Origin of the sequence: Vibrio proteolyticus NBRC 13287, assembly GCF_000467125.1 — a bacterium.
Taxonomy (GTDB): Bacteria; Pseudomonadota; Gammaproteobacteria; order Enterobacterales; family Vibrionaceae; genus Vibrio; species Vibrio proteolyticus.
This window is the reverse complement of record NZ_BATJ01000002.1, coordinates 1-23,019: the sequence shown is the minus strand read 5'-3', so window position 1 is coordinate 23,019 and position 23,019 is coordinate 1. Positions and strand designations below refer to the sequence as shown.

Annotated in this window: 20 protein-coding genes; 16 read left to right on the top strand and 4 right to left on the bottom strand. The window is 51.5% G+C overall.

Annotated features, from left to right (window positions below; translation table 11 throughout):
• The first annotated feature begins 69 nt into the window (after positions 1-69).
• Both corC and lnt read left to right on the top strand, forming a co-directional pair.
• Positions 70-969 (top strand): CNNM family magnesium/cobalt transport protein CorC, encoded by a 900-nt coding sequence (gene corC / locus VPR01S_RS02695; protein ID WP_021703761.1) that lies wholly within the window; start codon positions 70-72, stop codon positions 967-969.
• A 40-nt stretch (positions 970-1,009) separates the two neighbouring features.
• Positions 1,010-2,527, top strand: coding sequence for an apolipoprotein N-acyltransferase (gene lnt / locus VPR01S_RS02690; protein ID WP_021703760.1), 1,518 nt, complete (start codon positions 1,010-1,012; stop codon positions 2,525-2,527).
• Positions 2,528-2,565: 38 nt separating this feature from the next.
• On the opposite strand, the gene VPR01S_RS02685 is transcribed toward lnt, so the two are convergent.
• A complete protein-coding gene (locus VPR01S_RS02685) occupies positions 2,566-3,036 on the bottom strand; it encodes a zinc ribbon-containing protein (RefSeq protein ID WP_021703759.1) in 471 nt (156 codons plus the stop codon).
• A gap of 117 nt (positions 3,037-3,153) precedes the next feature.
• On the opposite strand from VPR01S_RS02685, the gene leuS reads away from it, so the two are divergent.
• The 13 genes from leuS to VPR01S_RS02620 all read left to right on the top strand — a co-directional run bounded on the left by leuS (position 3,154) and on the right by VPR01S_RS02620 (position 16,241).
• On the top strand, positions 3,154-5,727 hold the full coding sequence (gene leuS / locus VPR01S_RS02680) for a leucine--tRNA ligase (RefSeq protein ID WP_021703758.1): 2,574 nt from the start codon (positions 3,154-3,156) through the stop codon (positions 5,725-5,727).
• A gap of 130 nt (positions 5,728-5,857) precedes the next feature.
• The gene (locus VPR01S_RS02675; RefSeq protein WP_040902218.1) at positions 5,858-6,514 is read left to right on the top strand and encodes an LPS-assembly lipoprotein LptE; all 657 of its coding nucleotides are present in this window, start codon (positions 5,858-5,860) and stop codon (positions 6,512-6,514) included.
• A gap of 9 nt (positions 6,515-6,523) precedes the next feature.
• Positions 6,524-7,549, top strand: coding sequence for a DNA polymerase III subunit delta (holA, locus tag VPR01S_RS02670; protein ID WP_021703756.1), 1,026 nt, complete (start codon positions 6,524-6,526; stop codon positions 7,547-7,549).
• 57 nt (positions 7,550-7,606) lie between these two features.
• Positions 7,607-7,924, top strand: a complete 318-nt coding sequence (gene rsfS / locus VPR01S_RS02665) for a ribosome silencing factor (RefSeq protein ID WP_021703755.1) — start codon at positions 7,607-7,609, stop codon at positions 7,922-7,924.
• Positions 7,925-7,927: 3 nt separating this feature from the next.
• Positions 7,928-8,398 (top strand): 23S rRNA (pseudouridine(1915)-N(3))-methyltransferase RlmH, encoded by a 471-nt coding sequence (gene rlmH / locus VPR01S_RS02660; RefSeq protein WP_021703754.1) that lies wholly within the window; start codon positions 7,928-7,930, stop codon positions 8,396-8,398.
• Positions 8,399-8,422: 24 nt separating this feature from the next.
• Positions 8,423-10,306: a penicillin-binding protein 2 gene (gene mrdA / locus VPR01S_RS02655; protein WP_021703753.1), complete on the top strand. Its 1,884-nt coding sequence runs from the start codon at positions 8,423-8,425 to the stop codon at positions 10,304-10,306.
• Positions 10,306-11,427 (top strand): rod shape-determining protein RodA, encoded by a 1,122-nt coding sequence (rodA, locus tag VPR01S_RS02650; RefSeq protein WP_021703752.1) that lies wholly within the window; start codon positions 10,306-10,308, stop codon positions 11,425-11,427. The genes mrdA and rodA overlap by 1 nt, the downstream gene beginning before the upstream one ends.
• Positions 11,428-11,431: 4 nt before the next feature.
• The gene (locus VPR01S_RS02645) at positions 11,432-12,223 is read left to right on the top strand and encodes a septal ring lytic transglycosylase RlpA family protein (RefSeq protein WP_021703751.1); all 792 of its coding nucleotides are present in this window, start codon (positions 11,432-11,434) and stop codon (positions 12,221-12,223) included.
• Between the two features lie 89 nt (positions 12,224-12,312).
• Entirely contained in the window at positions 12,313-13,491 is a 1,179-nt protein-coding gene (locus VPR01S_RS02640; RefSeq protein WP_040902217.1) for a serine hydrolase, read from the top strand.
• A gap of 139 nt (positions 13,492-13,630) precedes the next feature.
• The gene (gene ybeD / locus VPR01S_RS02635) at positions 13,631-13,909 is read left to right on the top strand and encodes a DUF493 family protein YbeD (protein ID WP_021703749.1); all 279 of its coding nucleotides are present in this window, start codon (positions 13,631-13,633) and stop codon (positions 13,907-13,909) included.
• Between the two features lie 177 nt (positions 13,910-14,086).
• Positions 14,087-14,749 carry a lipoyl(octanoyl) transferase LipB gene (gene lipB, locus VPR01S_RS02630; RefSeq protein ID WP_021703748.1) on the top strand — a complete coding sequence of 221 codons (663 nt, stop codon included), beginning with the start codon at positions 14,087-14,089 and terminating at the stop codon, positions 14,747-14,749.
• Positions 14,746-15,711, top strand: coding sequence for a lipoyl synthase (lipA, locus tag VPR01S_RS02625; protein ID WP_021703747.1), 966 nt, complete (start codon positions 14,746-14,748; stop codon positions 15,709-15,711). Before lipB ends, lipA begins: the two co-directional genes overlap by 4 nt.
• 203 nt (positions 15,712-15,914) lie before the next feature.
• A complete protein-coding gene (locus tag VPR01S_RS02620) occupies positions 15,915-16,241 on the top strand; it encodes a hypothetical protein (RefSeq protein ID WP_021703746.1) in 327 nt (108 codons plus the stop codon).
• 86 nt (positions 16,242-16,327) lie between these two features.
• Here VPR01S_RS02620 and glyA read toward each other — a convergent pair whose 3' ends face one another.
• On the bottom strand, positions 16,328-17,578 hold the full coding sequence (gene glyA, locus VPR01S_RS02615) for a serine hydroxymethyltransferase (RefSeq protein WP_021703745.1): 1,251 nt from the start codon (positions 17,576-17,578) through the stop codon (positions 16,328-16,330).
• 367 nt (positions 17,579-17,945) lie between these two features.
• Between glyA and VPR01S_RS02610 the strand changes: the two genes are divergently transcribed.
• Positions 17,946-18,545, top strand: coding sequence for a YitT family protein (locus VPR01S_RS02610; RefSeq protein ID WP_021703744.1), 600 nt, complete (start codon positions 17,946-17,948; stop codon positions 18,543-18,545).
• Positions 18,546-18,593: 48 nt separating this feature from the next.
• On the opposite strand, the gene vexH is transcribed toward VPR01S_RS02610, so the two are convergent.
• Both vexH and VPR01S_RS02600 read right to left on the bottom strand, forming a co-directional pair.
• Positions 18,594-21,704 (bottom strand): vibriobactin export RND transporter permease subunit VexH, encoded by a 3,111-nt coding sequence (vexH, locus tag VPR01S_RS02605; RefSeq protein WP_021703743.1) that lies wholly within the window; start codon positions 21,702-21,704, stop codon positions 18,594-18,596.
• The gene (locus tag VPR01S_RS02600) at positions 21,704-22,762 is read right to left on the bottom strand and encodes an efflux RND transporter periplasmic adaptor subunit (RefSeq protein WP_021703742.1); all 1,059 of its coding nucleotides are present in this window, start codon (positions 22,760-22,762) and stop codon (positions 21,704-21,706) included. Before VPR01S_RS02600 ends, vexH begins: the two co-directional genes overlap by 1 nt.
• Positions 22,763-23,019 lie beyond the last annotated feature (257 nt).

Sequence of the window (23,019 nt, the reverse complement as noted above, 5' to 3'; positions counted from 1 at the left end):
CATCATTGGGATGCCTCACCGTCAATGTGTGCTATCACACTTCTGATAGCGTTACTTAATTGAGAAATAATGAGCGACGATAATTCTCCGAGTTCAACGGAAAGCAAAAAAGAAAAATCTGAAGGTCCGAGTAGAAAGTCCTTCTTTGAACGCCTGGGTCAGTTGTTCCAGGGCGAACCGAAAGATCGCCAGGAATTAGTGGATGTCATCCGAGACTCCGAAGTCAACGACCTGATTGACCATGACACCCGAGACATGCTCGAAGGGGTGATGGAAATCTCCGAAATGCGCGTGCGTGATATCATGATCCCACGCTCACAGATGGTCACTGTGGAACGCAGTGATGATCTGGATAAGCTGGTTCTGCTGATCACCGATGCTCAGCACTCCCGCTACCCGGTCATCAGTGAAGACAAAGACCATGTGGAAGGCATTCTGCTAGCGAAGGACTTACTCAAGTATTTGGGCTCAGACAGCTCGCCATTTGATATCGAAGAAGTGATCCGTCCTGCGGTCGTGGTTCCGGAAAGCAAGCGGGTTGATCGCTTGTTGAAAGAATTCCGTGAGGAACGTTATCACATGGCAATTGTCGTAGATGAGTTCGGTGGTGTTTCTGGTCTGGTGACCATTGAAGATATTCTCGAAGAGATCGTTGGCGATATCGAAGACGAATTCGACGACGAAGAAGCAATGGACATCCGTAAACTCAGTAAGCACACCTATGCAGTCAAAGCACTGACCACCATAGAAGAGTTCAACCAAACGTTCGGCACCCAGTTCAGTGATGAAGAAGTGGATACCGTCGGCGGCATGGTCATGACCGCATTCGGTCACCTGCCTTCTCGTGGTGAAATTGTGGAAATCGACAGCTACAGTTTCAAAGTGACAGCTGCGGACAATCGCCGAGTCGTTCAACTTCAGGTAACGGTTCCGGATGAACAGCCTCTGCCTCAAGCGGCCGGGGAGTAACGCTAACCACCCCTTTCGGGGTCTGTCAGAATGATAACAGATGATGAAATCGCTACTTCATCGCCTCAAGCGGCCCGTTGCGGCCGCTTTTGTTGGCGCCTTAACCACCCTTGCTTTTGCCCCCTATCAACTCTGGCCTCTGGCCCTGCTTAGCCCACTTCTGCTTCTGGCACTGCTTTACCAACAATCGGCAAGGCACGCACTCGCCATCGGCTACGCCTGGGGTCTCGGACAGTTTGCCACCGGCATCAGTTGGGTCCATGTCAGTATCGATAACTTCGGCGGCATGCCCAAAATCGCCAGCGTCTTCCTGATGGCACTTCTGGTGGGGTATTTGTCGGTTTATTCGGCGCTATGGGCCTGGTCACTAAACCGCTTTTTCCCTCGCAGCAACCGCAGCCGCTACTTACTGGCTGCGCCGGTATTGTGGCTGATCTTTGACTGGTTACGCGGCTGGGTAATGACGGGCTTTCCGTGGCTCTGGCTCGGCTATAGCCAGATTGACAGCCCGCTCGCCAACTTTGCCCCGCTTGGCGGCGTTGAACTGCTCACGCTGCTGATCATGATGTGTGCCGGTGCGTTAATGTATGCCATCGTTCATCGCGCCTGGAGCACCATCATGATCCCACTGGTCATTTTTGCCACCGGGTATGGCTTGCGTAATATCGACTGGGTAACGCCCAATCCAGACAGCAAAACCACGGTCGCACTGATCCAGGGGAACATTCCACAAGAGCTCAAGTGGAAACCCAGCCAACGCTGGCCGACCATCATGAAGTACACGGACCTCAGCCGCGAAAACTGGGACGCCGACATTATTGTCTGGCCGGAAGCCGCAATACCGGCGTTTGAATTCGAAATCCCGTCCTACTTACGCAACCTGGATGAAGCGGCACGCCTCAACCATAGCGCAATCGTCACCGGCGTCGTCAACATGGGTCAGAATAAAAAGTTTTACAACAGTATTCTGTCGCTCGGCAGCACGCCATACGGCGATTATGAGTATGACCCGACCGAACGCTATCACAAGCATCATCTGCTGCCGTTCGGTGAATTTGTGCCATTTGAACGCATCCTGCGCCCACTGGCGCCGTTCTTTAATCTGCCAATGTCATCATTCAGTCGCGGAGCGTTTGTGCAGCCAAACATAGTGGCCAATGGCCGTCACATGGCACCGGCACTGTGTTACGAGATCATCTTCAATGAACAGGTCCGACAAAATGTGACAGACGAAACGGATTTCATTCTGACGTTATCGAACGACGCTTGGTTCGGGCGATCAATCGGTCCTTTGCAGCACATGGAGATCGCCCGTATGCGCGCGCTGGAACTGGGCAAACCCTTGATTCGATCCACCAACAATGGCGTGACCGCGGTGACGGATTACAAAGGCAACGTCCTCACACAACTGCCACAATTTGAGACGGGCGTTTTGCGAGCCGAACTGGAATCAACGAGCGGCCAAACCCCGTATCGCCTGGTTGGCAGCTGGCCGTTATACGCGTGGACACTACTCAGCCTGATCGCCGGCTATCTGCTGAGCCGACGTAAACACTGACCATACAACAAGCCCCTGCATGACAGGGGCTTGTTTTTTTATGGCTTGAGCGGCTGCCGACTAAACGCCGTGTTGCCGCATTTGATGCACGGAACAATTTCTGTCGGATGATTGTACTCAACGCGATGCCCGCAGTTTTCACATACCAGCACTCCGAGCCCAATCATCTCCCCGGCCTGATACAATCCCTGATGCTCGAGGTCGGCAAACAGCTCTACCCACTCGACTTTGGTTCGATCGGTAATTTCCAACAACCCCTGCCAGATGGAGTCTGCAATCATCAGATAAAACGGCCCACTTTTGCCCTCTTCATAACTGTCAGCAAACTCTTTCAGATCCGATTTCACATACGCCGAAATCAGCGCGAGCTCGTCTTTGGTCATGTCATTCGCAGCTGCGACCACCTTTCCCGATTGCTCTAAGACGTGATTGACCTCTTCCGGGCTGTGCTTGAGTGTCTCAACCACATCTTCAAGCATCTCTTCATAGCCCGACTTGCGTTTTGGCATAAGGAACCTCCCGTTAACACAACTGTTGTTGTACTCCGCGCCTTTAGGTATTCTATGACGATCTATTAGTATCTGTTCTAACCGAACTCACAAATCCAAGATAACCGGACATCATCGATGCAAGAGCAATATAACCCGCAAGATATTGAACAAAAAGTTCAACAGCACTGGGAAAACAACAAAACCTTTGTTGTAAGTGAAGACCCAAATAAAGAAAAATTCTACTGTCTGTCTATGTTCCCATATCCAAGTGGCCGACTGCACATGGGTCACGTGCGCAACTACACCATCGGTGACGTCGTCTCTCGCTTCCAACGACTGCAAGGCAAAAACGTGATGCAGCCTATTGGCTGGGACGCGTTTGGTCTGCCGGCAGAAAATGCTGCCGTAAAAAACAACACGGCACCGGCGCCTTGGACTTACGAAAACATTGAATACATGAAGAACCAGCTGAAACTGCTGGGTTTTGGCTACGACTGGAATCGTGAATTTGCTACTTGTACTCCAGAATACTACCGCTGGGAACAAGAGTTCTTCACCAAGCTGTACGAAAAAGGCCTGGTTTACAAGAAGACATCTTCAGTGAACTGGTGTCCGAACGATCAGACCGTTCTGGCTAACGAACAGGTCGAAGACGGCTGTTGCTGGCGCTGTGATACGCCGGTAGAACAAAAAGAGATCCCACAGTGGTTCATCAAAATCACTGAGTATGCTCAAGAACTGCTGGACGATCTGGATAACCTGGATGGCTGGCCAGAAATGGTCAAAACCATGCAGCGCAACTGGATCGGTCGCTCTGAAGGTGTTGAACTCAAGTTCGAAGTGAAGGGGCAGCAAGACCTAGAAGTGTACACCACACGTCCAGACACACTAATGGGTGTGACGTACGTGGGTATCGCGGCGGGCCACCCACTGGCGACTATCGCAGCAGAGAGCAACCCTGAACTAGCGGCATTCATCGAAGAGTGTAAGAACACCAAAGTAGCCGAAGCTGAACTAGCAACAATGGAGAAGAAAGGTATGGCGACTGGCCTTACTGCTATTCATCCATTGAACGGCCGTGAAGTGCCAGTTTACGTAGCAAACTTCGTACTGATGGACTATGGCACAGGCGCGGTTATGGCAGTACCTGCGCACGACCAACGTGACTTCGAGTTCGCCACTAAGTACGGCCTGGACATCGTGCCTGTGATCAAGCCAGTTGACGGCAGCGAGCTAGACATCTCGGAAGCGGCATACACTGAGAAAGGTGTGCTGTTCGATTCTGGTGAATTCGACGGCCTGGAATTCCAAGCGGCATTCGATGCAATCGCTGCCAAGTTAGAAGCAGAAGGCAAAGGCACTAAGACAGTTAACTTCCGTCTACGTGACTGGGGTGTATCTCGTCAGCGTTACTGGGGCGCACCAATCCCAATGGTCACCACGGAAGACGGTGAAGTTCACCCAGTACCTGCTGACCAACTACCAGTGATTCTTCCTGAAGATGTGGTCATGGACGGCGTAACCAGCCCAATCAAAGCCGACAAAGAATGGGCGAAGACCACCTTCAACGGCGAACCAGCTCTACGTGAGACCGATACGTTCGATACGTTCATGGAATCTTCTTGGTACTACGCACGCTACTGTTCACCACAAGCGGACGACATCCTAGACCCAGAAAAAGCCAACTACTGGCTACCAGTAGACCAGTACATCGGTGGTATCGAGCACGCTTGTATGCACCTACTGTACTCACGCTTCTTCCACAAATTGCTTCGTGACGCAGGTTACGTGACCTCTGACGAACCGTTCAAGCAACTGCTTTGTCAAGGCATGGTACTGGCTGACGCATTCTTCCACACCAACGAGAAAGGCACCAAAGAGTGGGTAGCCCCTACCGATGTGAAAGTGGAACGCGACAGCAAAGGTCGTATCGCCTCAGCGATCGATAATCAGGGCCGCAACGTGGAACACTCAGGCATGATCAAAATGTCTAAGTCGAAAAATAACGGTATCGACCCGCAAGAGATGGTTGACAAGTACGGCGCTGACACCGTACGCCTGTTCATGATGTTTGCATCACCGGCAGACATGACTCTGGAATGGCAGGAGTCTGGCGTTGAAGGCGCTAACCGCTTCCTGAAACGTGTATGGAAACTGGTGAATGAGCACACGGCAAAAGGTACAACAGAAACCGTTGATGCCTCTGCGTTGTCTGGCGACCAGAAAGCGTTGCGTCGTGACGTACACAAAACCATCGCCAAAGTGACGGACGATATCGCTCGTCGTCAAACCTTTAACACTGCGATTGCAGCCATCATGGAGCTGATGAACAAGCTCGCGAAAGCACCTCAAGCATCGGCGCAAGATCGCGCGATCCTTGATGAAGCGCTCAAAGCTGTCGTTGCGATGCTTTACCCTATCACTCCGCACATTTCATACGAACTATGGACTGCGCTGGGTGAAACAGACATCGACAACGCACGATGGCCAACGTTTGATGAGCAAGCATTGGTTGAAGACGAAAAAACCATCGTTGTACAAGTAAACGGCAAGTTGCGTGCCAAGCTGACCGTAGCGGCTGACGCCAGCAAAGAGCAGGTTGAAGAGTTGGGTCTGACCAACGAGAACGTCACTAAGTTCACCGAAGACAAAACCATTCGTAAGGTGATTTACGTTCCGGGTAAACTGCTGAATATCGTTGCAAACTAAGATTCAGTCGAACTAATTTGCATTTATGCAGTCCTTAAACAGGGCAGGTCACTGCCCTGTTGATTTATCTCAGCTCATTCAACGTGAGTGGCCTGAGATAAATACTCCAATAACTGAGAACCATCAACCCATGCGCCTATTTTCTGTTTCCTCTTTCAAATTGACTTGTGTTGTTGCGACAGCGAGCCTACTGACGGCTTGTGGATTCCATTTGCGCGGTGACTATTCTGTACCTCACGAGTTGAGTACCTTGTCAGTCACCAGTTACGACCAGTACAGCGTTTTTACCCGTCAGGTGAAAAACCAGTTACGTATCAATGACGTCGAACTCGTGACACCAGCAGAAAACGTACCGAACCTGCACCTGATCAACGAAGGAGTGGGTGAACGTACTTTGTCTCTGTATCAAAACACCCGCGCAGCGGAAAAAGAACTGACTTTCCGCACCTCATACCGAGTCACTATTCCCGAGGTAGGCACCAAAACCTTCTCGACCAGTGTAACGCGCAGTTATCTTGATAACCCACTGACTGCACTGGCAAAATCAGTAGAGCGTGACATGATCGAGGACGAAATGCGCAAATTGGCGGCATCACAGATCATCCGTCAGATGGCACGCCTGAAAGTGGACATCCAGAACCATCAGATGGACGACAGCAACCTACCGGCGAATGACAACCTCAACCAGTACGACGAGCAGTACGATGTCAAAACCTATGAGGGTGACTTCCCGGCCGAGACACCGGCCGGCACACCTCAAACAACCGATGACGCAGCGGAGCAATAAGGGATCCGGATGCGTATTTTCGCTGACCGACTGGCCGAGCAGCTGGACAAACAACTGTCCGGTATCTACCTGCTGTTCGGTAACGAACCGTTACTGATTCAGGAATCGCGCAGTGCGATTCAACACAAAGCCAGAACGCAGGGCTTTGAAGAGCGACACCGTTTCAGTGTCGACGCCAGCCTGGATTGGAATGAAGTGTTTGACTGCTGTCAGGCGCTCAGTCTGTTCTCCGCCAGGCAAATCATTGAGCTGGAAATTGGCGACGCTGGACCAGGCGCCGCCGCTGCCAAAGAGCTGGTTTCGCTGGCGGACATGCTGCATCCAGACATCTTGCTGGTACTGGTCGGCAGTAAACTGACCAAGGCTCAGGAAAGTGCGAAATGGTTCAAGGCACTCAGTGCTCAAGGCTGCTGGGTTAACTGCCTGACACCGGATATCCAGCGTTTACCTCAATTTGTGCAAACACGCTGCCGCCAGTTGGGCCTCAAACCCGACCCGGAAGCGGTTCAAATGCTGGCCCAGTGGCACGAAGGTAATCTGTTTGCTCTGGCGCAAAGCTTGGAAAAGCTCGCTCTGCTCTACCCGGACGGCCAGTTGACTCTGATCCGTCTTGAAGAATCCCTCAGCCGCCACAATCACTTTACGGTGTTTCACTGGGTGGATGCCTTGCTGGCAGGCAAAGCCAACCGCGCCCAACGTATTCTGCGCCAGCTTGAGGCAGAAGGCATTGAGCCCGTGGTGCTGATCCGTTCGATTCAAAAAGAACTGATCACGCTCGCAACGATGAAAAGTCAGACGTTTCAGATGTCACTGGCACAGGTGTTTGATAAACACCGGGTCTGGCAATCCAAACGCCCACTGTACTCGGCAGCACTCAGCCGACTGACGCCTACGGCTCTGCACCAATGCATTCATACTCTGGCGACGGCTGAAATTCAGGCGAAAACCCAGTACGACATTTCACCCTGGCCATTTATCCATCAGATAAGCGTGCAATTGTGCCTGCCGGAGGTAAAGCTGGATTTACCGGCCTAAAAGCGTGATATACTCCCCGATCACATTTTCCCTATTTCATTTTCAGAGGATTACAACTTGCAACGCGAAGAACTGAGAGACTTTTTGGCCGATAAAGCGGATGACATGAAAGCTCAGGACATCATCACCCTGGATGTACAAGGAAAATCCAGCGTGACCGACTACATGATCGTATGTACTGGTACGTCAAAAAGACACGTATCCTCGATTGCCGATCACGTAGCCAGCGAAGCGAAAAAAGCCGGATTAGAACCTCTGGGCATTGACGGCGAAGCAGAAGGCGAATGGGTCGTGGTCGACATGGGCACTACCATGGTCCACGTTATGCAAGAAGATCAGCGTGAACTGTACCAGCTTGAGAAGCTGTGGGGCTAGCGCATGAAGTTACAGCTGGTTGCCGTCGGCACCAAAATGCCAAAGTGGGTCGAAGAAGGTTTTCAGGAATACAAACGCCGTTTTCCTCACGACATGCCGCTTGAACTGGTGGAAGTGCCGGCAGGCAAACGCGGCAAGAACGCTGATATTGCAAGAATCTTGCAAAAAGAAGGCGAAGCGATGCTGGCCGCCGTGCCAAAAGGCAATCGAATTGTTACTCTCGATATTCCGGGCAAACGCTGGGATACCGAACAACTGGCGGGTCAATTGGAAGCCTGGAAACTCGATGGTCGTGACGTATCGATTTTAATCGGCGGTCCGGAAGGCTTGGCTCCGGCGTGCAAAGCGGCAGCCGACCAGAGTTGGTCCCTGTCACCGCTGACGCTGCCCCACCCTCTGGTGCGTGTGGTGATGGCGGAAAGCTTGTACCGAGCCTGGAGTATTACCGCAAATCACCCTTATCACAGAGAATAATCTTGTCGTTGAGAACCGTTAGCCATGTTGCGTAAACGTAGCAAAATTCGTGACTATCAGGAAGAAGCACGGCTGTTTAAAAGCCGTGCTGTAGTGGCGTTTCTGGGCATTATTCTGCTGGTGGGCTTGCTGGTCGCCAACCTGTATCACATTCAGGTCAACCAGTATCAGGACTACAAAACCCGTTCCAACGACAACCGCATTAAAGTCGTGCCTATCGCCCCGAACCGTGGGCTGATCTATGACCGTAATGGTGTCCTTCTGGCGGAAAACCGCCCGGTATTCAGCCTCGAAGTGATCCCGGAAAAAGTCAAAGACATGGACGACACCATTGCTCGTCTGCAACAAATTGTCGAGATCACCCCTGAGCAGATCGAGCGCTTTGAGCGTGAACGCCGTCAGACACGACGTTTCAACTCGGTCCCCCTGCTGACCCAACTGAGTGAAGATCAGGTCGCCCGCTTTTCGGTACAACAACACAATTTCCCTGGTGTGTCCGTCAGTGCCAGCCTTAAACGCTACTACCCTTTTGGTGAAATGCTCACGCACGTTCTCGGATATGTCTCGCGCATCAATGACCGCGACCTGGAACGTTTGACTCGCGAAGAAAAAGCGGCCAACTATCAGGCAACGCGCGACATCGGCAAACTTGGGATTGAACGCTACTACGAGGACATGCTGCACGGCACGGCCGGGTATCAGGAAGTGGAAGTCAACAGCCGAGGCCGAGTGATCCGGACCCTGAAATACGTGCCACCAGAGCCTGGCAAAGACATCGTGCTGAACATTGACATCAATATCCAGATGTTTGTGCACAACCTGCTTGACGGCCGACGCGGCAGCGCCGTGGTACTTGACCCCAGCGACAATGGCGTTCTGGCGATGGTGTCCAGCCCGAGTTACGATCCCAATGCGTTTGTGCATGGCATCTCCGGTAAGGCGTACAGCGACTTACTGAACGACAAAAACCGCCCTTTGGTCAATCGTGCCACGCTGGGGATCTACCCTCCAGCGTCAACCATCAAACCCTTTATGGCGGTAGCCGCGTTGCAGGAAGGGGTCATCACACCGTTCACCACACGCAACGACCCGGGCTACTGGCGTATTCCAAACTCGAAAACCAAACCATTTCGTGACTGGTTACGCTGGGGACATGGCCGTGTGGATATCACCAAGTCGATTGAAGAGTCGGTGGACACCTTCTTCTATCAGGTCGCTTATGACATGGGCATCGACCGCATTTCCAACTGGATGATGGCGTTTGGTTTCGGTGATTACACCGGCATCGATATTTACGAAGAAAGCAAAGCCAACATGCCGACACGCGAGTGGAAAATGGCGCGTCACCGCCAGCCTTGGTATCAGGGCGACACCATTCCGGTCGGGATCGGTCAGGGCTACTGGACGGCCACACCGATGCAGATAGCCAAAGCTACATCAGTCCTGGTCAAACACGGCAAGGTGGTGGCACCGCATCTGCTGCGCGCTACGATCGAAAATGGCCAGAGCTTTGACACACGTAAAACAACTGAAGTGGACACATACCCACCGATCACTGGTGTGCCTGAAAAGTACTGGGATATTGCCATCAACGGCATGCGTCTGGTCAACCATGGTAAACGCGGCACGGCTCGACGGTCGTTCACTCAGATGGACTACGTCACCGCCGGTAAATCTGGCACCGCTCAGGTCTTTGGCCTGGGTGAAAATGAAGAATACAACGCCGAAGAACTGGCGGAACACCTGCGCGATCACGCGCTGTTTACCGGTTTTGCTCCGGTAGACGACCCGAAAGTCATTACCACCATCGTGCTGGAAAATGCCGGTGGCGGCTCCAGTAACGGTGGACCAGTGGCACGCAAAATCTTTGACCGGGTCGTACTCGGCGAACAAGAGGCTGAAAAATAATGGAATTCGATCCATCTACCGGGCAGAACCGCGCCCTGTTTGAGCGTTTTCATATCGATCTCCCATTATTGCTGGGCATATTACTGCTGATGGGTTTTGGCCTGGTTGTGATGTACAGTGCCAGTGGACAAAATCTGGCGATGATGGATCGCCAGGCGATGCGTATGGCGCTGGCGATGGGCGTGATGCTGCTGCTGGCGCAAATTCCGCCGCGAACCTATGAATCGGTCGCTCCCGTGATGTTTTTTGTCGGTGTCGTGCTGCTGGTGTGTGTACTGTTGTTCGGTGAAATCTCCAAAGGGGCACAGCGCTGGCTCAACCTTGGCTTTGTTCGCTTCCAGCCATCAGAATTTCTTAAACTGGCGGTGCCACTGATGGTCGCGCGCTTTATCGGTAAGCGCTCACTCCCCCCCACATTGCAAACGCTGGTGCTCTCCCTGGTAATGGTGTTCGTTCCAACCATACTGATCGCCAAACAGCCGGATCTGGGGACGTCGATTCTGATCGCCGCATCCGGTATTTTTGTTGTGTTCCTGGCGGGCATCAGTTGGCGTATCATCACCGCCGCGGCGCTCGCAGTCGGTGGTTTTATCCCGATTTTGTGGTTCTTCCTGATGCGCGAATACCAGAAAACCCGGGTACGAACGCTGTTTAACCCTGAATCGGATCCACTCGGTGCAGGCTACCACATCATCCAGAGTAAAATTGCGATCGGTTCAGGCGGTGTTTCCGGCAAGGGCTGGTTACAAGGTACGCAATCGCAACTGGAATTCTTGCCAGAGCGACATACTGACTTTATTTTTGCAGTCATTGCGGAAGAATGGGGCATGATAGGCATTCTTGCCCTGCTGAGTATTTATCTGTTCATCATAGGTCGTGGCCTGTATCTGGCCAGCAACGCGCAAACCGCGTTTGGCCGAATGATGGCAGGCAGTATTGTACTGAGCTTCTTTGTTTATGTGTTTGTAAACATTGGCATGGTAAGCGGCATTTTGCCGGTTGTAGGCGTACCCCTGCCCCTGATCAGTTACGGCGGTACATCCATGGTTACTCTGATGGCGGGTTTTGGCATCCTGATGTCAATTCATACCCACAGAAAAGCGTTTTCAAAGGCGACGTAAATACATGCAAATCAGACATCTTCTGGCTTTTGCCAGCTTAGCTGCCATTTTGGCCGGTTGTTCCTCTACTCCGGGAGGACGTTACGATATCGACGACGATGTAGCTCCTAACGAGCCGATATCGGTTGACCATATTGAAGATGCCCAGCCGCAATTCGAACCTTACAGTCTCGGTGGCAACAAAAATTATTCACTGCGCGGTGAAGATTACCAGATCGTCAAAAACACCTCGGGCTTTAGCGAAAAAGGCAAAGCCTCTTGGTATGGAAAGAAATTCCACGGCCACCTGACATCCAATGGCGAAATCTACGACATGTATTCCATGACCGCGGCACACAAAACCCTGCCACTGCCAAGCTATGTCAAAGTGACCAATCTCGACAACGGCAAAAGCGCGGTGGTACGCGTGAACGATCGTGGCCCTTTCCATCAAGGACGGATCATAGATCTTAGCTACGCCGCTGCGGCCAAACTCGACGTCATCAAAACCGGCACCGCTAATGTCGAAATTCAGGTGATCAACGTCGACAAAGCCAGCGCGAAAAGCAAAGCAGCGGCCTTTCAGGGGTATCTGATTCAGGTCGCGTCGTCAAAATTTGCGGATCGCTCGCGAACTTTAGCCCAGGATCTTGGTCAGAAGTTATCTGTGGACAGTTTTGTCAGCAGTGAAAGTGACGTGCACCGAGTGTTTCTCGGCCCGTTTGCTGACTATTCCCTGACTCAGGAAACCCTTGAAAAGGTTAAAGTGCTCGGCTATTCGACCGCGTTTATCAAAAAGCAGACAGCAACCCAATAGTCCTCAATCCAGTGTCGGTTTAAACCTGCACTGGTTTGAGAGATTGTTTCTGTTAAGATATGGACAGTAAAAGAAAACTTGCATTCATCATGAAAAAAACAACTCTTCTAAAACCAGTTCTTGCGTCTACTGTTGCACTCTCTGCAACTTTCGCTTCCGCGGCTTACGCTGCCCCTAGTGTCGTTCCTGATGCGCCTCAAATCGCGGCGAAAGGCTACGTTCTGATGGACTACAACTCGGGCAAGGTCTTGGCGGAACAAAACGCCAACACCAAAATGCACCCGGCCAGTCTGACCAAAATGATGACCAGTTACGTCATCGGTCAGGAAATCAAAAGTGGCAATGTCTCACCTGAAGACGATGTCACCATCAGTAAAAATGCCTGGGCCAAAAACTTTCCAGATTCCTCCAAGATGTTCATCGAAGTGGGGACCACGGTTAAAGTTAAAGACCTGAACAAAGGCATCATCATCCAATCAGGTAATGACGCGTGTGTGGCGATGGCCGAGCACGTTGCCGGCTCTGAAGACGCGTTTGTGGAACTGATGAACGCCTGGGCGAAATCGATCGGCATGAAAAATTCCCATTTCGCCAATGTTCACGGCCTGGACAACGACGACCTCTACTCCACGCCATACGACATGGCGCTGCTGGGTCGTGCCCTGATCCACGACGTGCCTGAAGAATACCGCATTTACTCAGAGAAGAAATTCACCTACAACGGCATCACACAGTACAACCGGAACGGTCTGCTGTGGGATAAAAGCATGAACGTTGACGGCATTAAAACCGGCCACACCAGCGGTGCAGGCTACAACTTGGTCAGCTCGGCGACCGAAGGTCAGATGCGTCTGGTCGCTGTCGTGATGGGCACCAAAAGCGCCAATGCCCGTAAAGCGGAAAGTAAAAAGCTGTTGAGCTACGGTTTCCGCTTCTACGAAACAGTGGCCCCCCATAAAGCGGGTCAGACGTTTGTTGAAGAAAAAGTCTGGATGGGCGACAAAGACAAAGTCGCGCTAGGCGTGAACGAAGACACGTATGTCACTCTGCCTCGCGGCCAGGCAAAAGATCTGAAAGCCAGCTTCGTCCTTGAAAAACAGCTGGAAGCCCCAATTATGAAAGGTGACGTTGTTGGCACACTTTACTATCAATTGGACGGTAAAGACGTAGCGAAATATCCGCTGCTGGCCCTTGAAGACGTGAACCAAGGCAGCTTGTTCAGCCGTTTGTGGGATTACATTGTCATGCTATTCAATAGCTTGTTCTAATCCTCCCTTCGATTGTCGAAAGCCGCCATCTAGGCGGCTTTCTTTTTGTCTGTCGCGCGCCCTTTATATAAACTTGAGATATGGTCCAATAGTCATTACTATTGCGCACCGACAGAATTCTCAACTTGGAGTGTCCCTTATGCTAACCATTAACTCAGACGCCAAACTGAAAGACTTGCTTGAGTTCCCTTGTTCGTTTACTTACAAGGTGATGGGCCATGCGAAGCCAGAACTGCCTGAACTGGTTCTGGAAGTGATTCAGCGCCATGCTCCAGGTGATTACAGCCCGACCGTGAAACCAAGCGCAAAAGGCAACTATCACTCAGTGTCGGTGAACATCACCGCGACCTCAATCGAACAGGTTGAAATCCTCTACAAAGAGCTGGGCGAAATCGAAATCGTGCGCATGGTTCTGTAATTATTTGATTGATTAAACTTTTTTTGAAAGCAGCACTTTGCTGCTTTCTTTTTATTTATCAACAAGATAAATAAACATTAAGTTTTTTGAGGTTAAAAAACTGTTATTTGTGTGTAGTCCCTGCACGCGAAGAAGTTTATAATCCAAACACTTTATTAAGCGCTGACGGGAGTCAACATGGATAATCAGCTCGTCGTAAGAATGCTGGGTAAGCGTGATTACGAGCCGGTGTGGCAAGCTATGCATGAATTTACCGATACTCGCACCGAGCAGACCAACGATGAAGTCTGGCTGGTGGAGCATAACCCGGTCTTTACTCAAGGCCAGGCCGGTAAAGCCGAACACCTGCTGAACACGGGTGATATTCCTGTTATTCAAAGCGATCGCGGTGGCCAGGTTACCTACCATGGCCCGGGTCAGTTAGTCGCTTACTTCATGATTAACCTACGCCGTAAAAAAATGGGCGTGCGGGATCTCGTTACTCATATAGAGAACCTCGTCATCAATACCCTGAACGCTTACAATATCGAATCAGCTGCCCGCCCCGATGCACCGGGTGTGTATGTCGACGGGAGAAAAATCTGCTCCCTCGGACTGCGGATTCGCCGTGGCTGCTCTTTCCATGGTCTGGCGCTCAACATCAACATGGATTTGTCGCCGTTTATGCGCATTAATCCGTGTGGTTATGCCGGTATGGAAATGGCCCAGGTCAGCCAGTTAGGCGGCCCTGATCAGGTCAATGTTGTCGCAGAACAACTTGTCGAAGAATTAGTGAAGTTGCTTGACTACAAACAAGTCGATTTCAGCACAGAAGCACCTTTAATAGGTAAGAAAGCATGAGCAAACCAATCCAAATGGAAAAAGGCGTTAAGTACCGTGACGCCGACAAAATGGCATTAATTCCTGTTAAAAACATGCCAGCGGAGCAAAAAGAAGTGCTGCGCAAACCGGAATGGATGAAAATCAAACTGCCTGCAGACAGCCAGCGTATTCAGGACATCAAAGCAGCGATGCGCAAAAATAACCTGCACTCGGTATGTGAAGAAGCCTCCTGTCCAAACCTGGCTGAGTGTTTCAATCACGGTACTGCGACCTTTATGATTCTGGGTGCGATCTGTACCCGCCGCTGCCCATTCTGCGATGTTGCTCATGGTCGCCCTCTTCCACCGGAAGCGGAAGAGCCAACCAAACTGGCTCAAACCATTAAAGATATGAAACTGAAATACGTGGTGATCACCTCTGTCGATCGCGATGACTTACGTGATGGCGGAGCTCAGCACTTTGCGGACTGCAACCGCGAAATCCGCGCACTGAACCCAGAAATTCGTATCGAAACGCTGGTCCCGGATTTCCGTGGTCGGATGGATGTGGCGCTTGATCTGATGAAAGACAACCCGCCAGATGTGTTCAACCATAACCTGGAAACGGCGCCGCGTCTGTACCGTAAAGCTCGCCCTGGTGCGAACTACAAATGGTCGCTTGAGTTACTGAAGAAATTCAAAGAACAGCACCCGGGGGTTCCGACCAAATCGGGCCTGATGATGGGTCTTGGTGAAACCAAAGAAGAGATCGTCGAAGTATTGAAAGATCTGCGCGCCCACGGCGTGACCATGCTGACACTGGGTCAGTATCTCGCACCAAGTCGCCACCACCTGCCGGTTGAACGCTACGTACCACCAGCAGAGTTCGAAGAGCTGAAAGAGATCGCGTTGGAGCTTGGTTTTACCCACGCGGCATGTGGTCCGTTTGTGCGTTCGTCTTACCACGCAGACCTGCAAGCCAAAGGGATGGAAGTGAAGTAACGCCTCTCCTCTCAAAATTCAAAAGCCGGTGCTCTGCATCGGCTTTTTTGTTTCAGGCCTGACAACACCTCACTGAAACGAACTGTCTTCGTATGATAAATGTTTTATAGTCGCTTGAATCTGGCAGCCGAGTTATATAGGCTAAGCCACAATCAATAAGAAACACCACGCTCATCCTTTGAGACTTGGCTAAGGAAAACACAATGAAAAAGCTCGGAATCTTTGCTCTGGTCGCAGCGGCATTTACTGTCGGCTGTGCCTCGAATACTCAGCAAGACAACTACCGTGAAGCCTCTTTTGAACTTTGCAACACCGAAGTCGACATCTACTCAGTCAGTGATGATGGCCGTGTGCGCATCGTCTGTTCAGACGGCTCTAAGTTTGCGCTGACCAGCGAAAGTACCTTGGAAACCATGCGTGACATCAACATCGATTACTGCGATGGCGAAGGTCTGGGCAAGTTTAACGAGAGCAGCAAATACTACTCGTTCAAATGTAAGTCGGGCACATTGCTCAGCATTGCGAAATAACCTTCCAACGCCGGTTTCAGGCTGGCGAGTGGACATCACGCACAAAAAAGGCTCCGTAATGGAGCCTTTTTAAATGCGATTGCGGATTACGCGTAAACCGGCAAACGCTGACAGATCTCAAGTACTTTAGCTTTCGTGGCTTCGATCACTTCTGGGTTATCAATGTTATCTAGAACATCACACATCCAGTTAGCCAGTTCTTTGGCATCATCGTCAGTGAACCCGCGGCGCGTGATTGCCGGCGTACCAACACGGATACCAGACGTGACAAACGGGCTACGTGGATCGTTAGGCACAGAGTTCTTGTTCACCGTGATGTTCGCGGCGCCCAGCGCGGCGTCTGCATCTTTACCTGTGATGTTCTTATCAATCAGGTCAACCAGGAACAAGTGGTTTTCAGTACCGTTTGACACAATCTTGTAACCGCGTTCCTGGAACTGAGCCACCATGGCTTTGGCATTTTGCACGACACGAGCCTGGTACGCTTTGAATTCTGGTTCCATCGCTTCTTTGAACGCCACGGCCTTACCCGCGATAACATGCATCAAAGGACCACCCTGGCCACCCGGGAATACCGCCGAGTTCAGTTTCTTGTACATGTCTTCACCAGCATTGGACAGGATCAGACCACCGCGTGGCCCCGCCAGTGTTTTGTGCGTCGTCGTCGTTACCACGTGTGCATGAGGCACAGGCGTCGGGTAAACGCCAGCCGCAATCAGGCCTGCAACGTGCGCCATATCCACGAACAGGTACGCGTCAACTTTATCTGCGATTTCACGCATGCGTTTCCAGTCAACGATTTGAGAGTAGGCAGAGAAACCACCGATGATCATCTTAGGTTTGTGCTCCAGTGCCAGCGCTTCCATCTCGTCGTAATTGATTTGACCTGCTTCGTCGATACCGTAAGGAATCACGTTGTAGTGCTTACCCGAGAAGTTAACCGGAGAACCGTGAGTCAGGTGTCCACCGTGTGCCAGACTCATACCCAATACGGTGTCGCCCGGATTCAGCAAAGCCATGTAGACCGCGCTGTTAGCCTGGGAGCCAGAGTGTGGCTGTACGTTCGCATATTCACAGTTAAACAGCTGACATGCACGCTCAATCGCCAGAGCTTCTGCTTTATCAACATACTCACAACCGCCGTAGTAACGCTTGCCTGGGTAACCTTCCGCGTATTTATTGGTTAGCTGAGAACCTTGCGCTTCCATTACACGCGGACTGGTGTAGTTTTCAGAAGCGATCAGTTCAATGTGTTCTTCCTGGCGAAGTGTTTCTTCCTGGATGGCTGCGAACAGTTCCGCATCGTAATCAGCGATGTTCATATCACGCTTTAGCATCTGTATCTCCTGACTCAGATTAAGACTTAAAGTTGCAAAAAAACTGACTTTTGACCCTAACAATCTACGCACTTATAGCTGCGCAAACGTTTGCATCAAGCTAATGGCGCGCATTCTACATAATTTGATCTAGCTCATAAAGAGAAAATTACATTTTTTGCCATGCAGTTTTTTCATAATAGCTGACAAGGTTTGTCATGATGTTGGCACAAGACCTGTGTGCACTCAAACCAGTGTCAATTTTATCCTTTACACCCTGTAAAACGATAATTACATAGGTTTACCTTAATTTTTGCTCGCTAGCTACCGAAAACGCACTCTTTTCAATAGTATGCTCGCCTCTGTTGATAAGGTCGTATATAAATTAATGGAAAAACATTCCCGCAAAGAAGACTGGATAGCCATCCTGACTGGTACCTTTTTGGTGGCTCAGGGGGTCTTTTTTCTCCAACAAGCTCAGCTGCTAACAGGCGGCACGACGGGGCTGGCACTGCTTGTCAGTCAATTTGTTCCTTGGACATTCGGCACTCTGTATTTTCTCGCCAACAGCCCGTTTTACCTGCTGGCCTGGAAACGTTTCGGCGCCCGTTTTGCGATCAACAGTGCGATGTCAGGCGCGTTGGTATCGATTTTTGCCGATCATCTGTATCTGGTGATTTCGCTTGAGCGGATTAACGAGCTCTACTGCGCCATTGCCGGTGGTCTACTGATGGGGCTGGGCATGCTGATCTTGTTTCGCCACCGCTCCAGTCTTGGTGGTTTTAACGTCCTGTGCCTGTTTATACAAGATAAGTTCGGTGTTTCGGTCGGCAAAAGCCAGATGGTGATCGACGCGATGATCCTGATCGCCTCCTGCTTCTTCGTCACGCCAGAGACCATTGGTTTGTCTATTCTGGGCGCCATTGCACTCAATCTGGTGTTGGCCATGAACCACAAACCGACCCGCTATAGCGTCACTTACAGTTAATTCAGGAAATAAAACAGGGCGCCAACTGGCGCCCTGTTCACATCCCGCTTAATGAATGCTGCGGGTTTTCACATCGTGACTCAGCTCTTTATTCAGCTCCGCTTCCACATGGCCTGGCGCTTGTGTTGAGGCCGAAATCAAACGGTACATCGACGGAATCACAAACAGCGTTACCAGAGTGGCAAATCCCATGCCGAAGAAGATCACCGTACCCACCGCTACCCGGCTTTCATAACCGGCCCCACTGGATAAGATTAACGGGACCGAGCCAGCCAGAGTGGTAAAAGCGGTCATCAAAATCGGACGCAGACGGCGTGACGCCGCATCAATGATGGCTTTTTCGAACTCGATACCCCGGTCACGTAACTGGTTAGCAAACTCCACGATCAGGATGCCGTTTTTGGTCACCATCCCGATCAGCATGATCATACCGATCTGACTGTAGATGTTCATCCCCTGCCCCATGACAAATAGGCCAAGGAACCCACCAAACACCCCCATTGGCACCGTGAACATCACCACCAGCGGGTTGATAAAGCTCTCAAACTGAGCCGCCAGTACCAGGTACGCCACCAGCAACGCCAGTGCAAACACCACCGCGACACTCGACTGGTTCTCTCTAAAGTCCTTCGATTCACCGGAGTAGCTCACCGAGATATCACTCGGCAGCATTTCGATGGCTTTCGCGTCGAGGAAATCCAGCGCCTGACCCAGCGTGTAACCGTTGGACAGGTTGGCGGTCACGGTAATTGCTTTCTGCTTATTGTAATGCGACAACTTTATCGACGACGCCACCTCTTCAATTTTGGTCACCGTATCCAACGTAACCAGATCGCCGGATGCGGTGCGCATGTAGATCTGACTCAGATCCGCCGCGTTGTTAAAGCTGTTCTCATCGCCGCGCAGGTACACATCATACTCTTCCCCCCGCTCAACATAAGTGGTTTCACTTTTGCCGCCCAACATGATTTCCAGGGTATCCGAAATATCCGCCACACTGATACCAAGCTCTGCTGCGCGTTGGCGATCGACGCTCACCACCAGCTCCGGTGTCTTCTCTGAATAATCTATGTCCGCCCCTTCCATGAAAGGCGAATTTTCCGCTTCCAGTTCAAGGATTTCAGCCCATTTTTTCAGCTCAGCGTAATCCGAACCACCGAGCACAAATTGCACTGGCTCACTAGAGCCGCCGCGAAATCCCGGCATAAACGGAAACACCCGAACGTCCGGAATACCCGCCAGCGCTTTTCGCACCTGCCCGAGCGCCTGCTGCGCCGTCACCGTCCGGTCGTTCCAATCCTCCAGTATCATGATCACAAAGCCGGTCTGATCGCCCGCATTTCCGCCAAACGCTGGTGACTGAATGCTGAACGACTTAAGAAACCCTTGCCCCAGCAGTGGCATCAGACGTTCTTCGACCAAGTCCATATTGGCCGACATCCGGTTATAACTGGTCGCATCGGCGCCGCGGACGAAAGCAAACACCACTCCACGATCTTCCGACGGAGTGAGCTGAGCCGGCACCCGATCCATCAACAGATAGCTGCCGCCAATACAGGCCAGGATCACAACTGGTGCCGCCCATTTCCATTGCAGGGCGCGTTTCAGTAGTGAGCGATAGCCAGACTCCAGACGAGCAAACAGGCGATCGACCACCTGGTTGAAACGGTTCGGTTTCACGTTGGCCTGAAGAATTTTACTTCCCAGCACCGGGGTCAGGGTCAGCGCGATCAATGAGGAAAAAATCACCGCCATGGCCAGCAAGACGGAAAACTCGGTGAACAGCAAGCCAACCATGCCATCCATAAAGGAGATCGGCAGGAACACCATCACCAGAACCAGAGTGGTAGCAACCACCGCAAACCCCACTTCACGCGTACCTTTATACGCGGCCAGCAGCGGCTTTTCGCCCCGCTCAATATGGTGATAAATGTTCTCGACCACCACGATGGCGTCGTCCACCACCAAGCCTATCGACAGGATCAGCGCCATCAAGGTAATGAGGTTAATCGAAAAACCAAAGTAGTACGCCGCCATGAAGGCTGAAATCAGTGACACTGGTACAGTCACCGCTGGGATCAGCGTTGCCCGCGCCTGACCGATAAAAATGTACAGCACCAGAATCACCAGGCCGCCAGTGATAAACAGCGTACTGTAGACTTCCGCGATCGAGCGCTCAATAAACACAGTAGAGTCGTAATCGATCGCTAAGCGCGTGCCTTCCGGTAGGAACTTCTGCACTTTATCGACTTCCTGATGCACCCGGTCTGCCACTTCTAGCGGGTTGGCATCAGATTGTGGAACGATCCCCATGCTGACGTTCACCACGCCATCGCTTTTAAACGTCGAGTTTTCGTTCTCAGCACCGATAAACACATCGGCCACGTCTTTCAGATAGACCGGACTGCCATCGCTGGCACGCTTGACCACCAGATAGTCAAAGTCTTCTGGTTGAGTGTAGGCCCGGGCGGTGCGCACAGACATCACGATCGAATCGTTGCGCACTTCGCCCCCCGGGCTTTCAATATTTTCGTTGCGCAGCGCCGATGTGATGTCTGACGTGGTTACGCCGCGTCCGGCCATCAACTCGGGTTTTAGGCGCACATACATGACTTTGTAGAGTCCCCCGGACACATCCACCGAACTGACCCCGGAGATCAGGCTGAATCGGTCAATCAGCACCCGTTCGACATAATCGGTCAACTGGGTGCGGTCCATCTCGGAAGAACTGAGGTTGATGTAGAGCGACGCTTCACCGGAGCCGTTATTTTTAAACACCAGAGGGTCATCGGCTTCATCCGGCAGTGCACGTTGCGCGCGCGCAACCGCGTCACGTACATCACTGACACCGGTGTTGAGGTCATAGCCGAGCTCAAAAGTGATGGTGATGCGCGACATGCTGTTGCGAGTCACTGAGGTGATTTCATCAATTCCGCTGATCCCGGACAGCTGGTCTTCCAGTACCGAAGTGATCTGGCTTTCGATGATGGTGGCCGATGCGCCTTCATAGCGCGTTGAAATCGACACCACCGGACTTTCAATGTCCGGCATTTCCCGTACCGCCAGTTTATTGAACGACACGATACCGAACACACACAGCAACAGACTCAGAACCACCGCCGCTACCGGGCGCTTAACAGAGACATCCGATAACCACATCAGCCGTTATCCTTCTGCTTAGGTTTGCCATCGCTACCCAGTTCACTGACAGTCACCCCGTCACGCATATTAACGATGCCCTGTACTACAATCTTCTGACCGATGGCCAATCCCTTTTCAATCACCACCTGATTGTCAATCCGCGCACCAAGGAAGACTTCGGTACGGACCGCTTTGTTATCGTCGCCAATCACATAGACGTAACGTTTGGTGCCGGAATACTCCAACGCCTGAACCGGAATGATCGGCGCTTCGATCGCCGGAAACGCCATGCTCGCCGACATCAGCATGCCGGGCTTAAGGCGGCGCTCGCTGTTATCAAAATGGATTCGCACACGCAGATTGAGCGTTTCACGGTTGATGCGTGAATCAACGCCCACCACTTCCCCTTCAAATGTCCGTTCGCCCCAAGCGGCGGTCTTGGCTTTGACGAGCATGCCTTTGCTGATCATCGCCAGATAACGCTCTGGGATCTGCAAGTCCAGTTGCATCACAGAAAGATCATCCAAGGTCAGTAAATCATCACCGGCACTGACCAATCGACCACGGCTGAAGTCAATAAACCCCACCGTACCGTCAAATGGCGCACTGATGTGCATGTCTTTCAAATTGGCTTTTGCGGCATCCAGCCGCGCCTGCGCGATTGTTACGCTCGACTTTTGAGCATCAATTTCCGTCTGTGTGATCGCGTTGCGCTTCACCAGACGTTCAAATTCACGCAGTTTGCGCTGCTCATCTTTCAGATAAGCTTCGGCTTCAGTCAGAGCCGCTTTGGCTTTATCGTCATCAAGGCGAATCAGTAGCTGGTCTTTCGTCACTTCCTGATTGGCGCTCACGGCAATTTTGTCCACCTTGCCAGACACCTCTGACGAAATCATGACCGACTCTTCGGCTTCGAGCTTGCCCACCAGAGAAAGAGATTGAGAAACTTTATGGGTCTGAACCAGTTCGGTAATCACCGTGACGGCCGGCGAGCGCCCCGGTCCGTTAGCGGAGACAGAAGGAGCACTGAATGACATTGCCAGCAGCAGAGCCCCGATAATTGTTTTGTTGTTCATACATTTGCTTCTGTAACTATCACTGAGATCTATTGTAATCACTCGAAGTGTATTTGAACGTCAAGGAATGTAAATCTTAGAAAAGAAAGTGTTATGAGTGTCACTTTCTCGGGATTATCAGCATCAAATGGGTAATAACTGTCATCTTTGCCCAAAAAGACAGCATTCAATTCAAAAACATAAGAAAACTCTTTACAGCTTGGGCGAGTTTGCTATGATGCGCTCCGCACTTGAGAGATGCGTTGGGAAAACGTCGC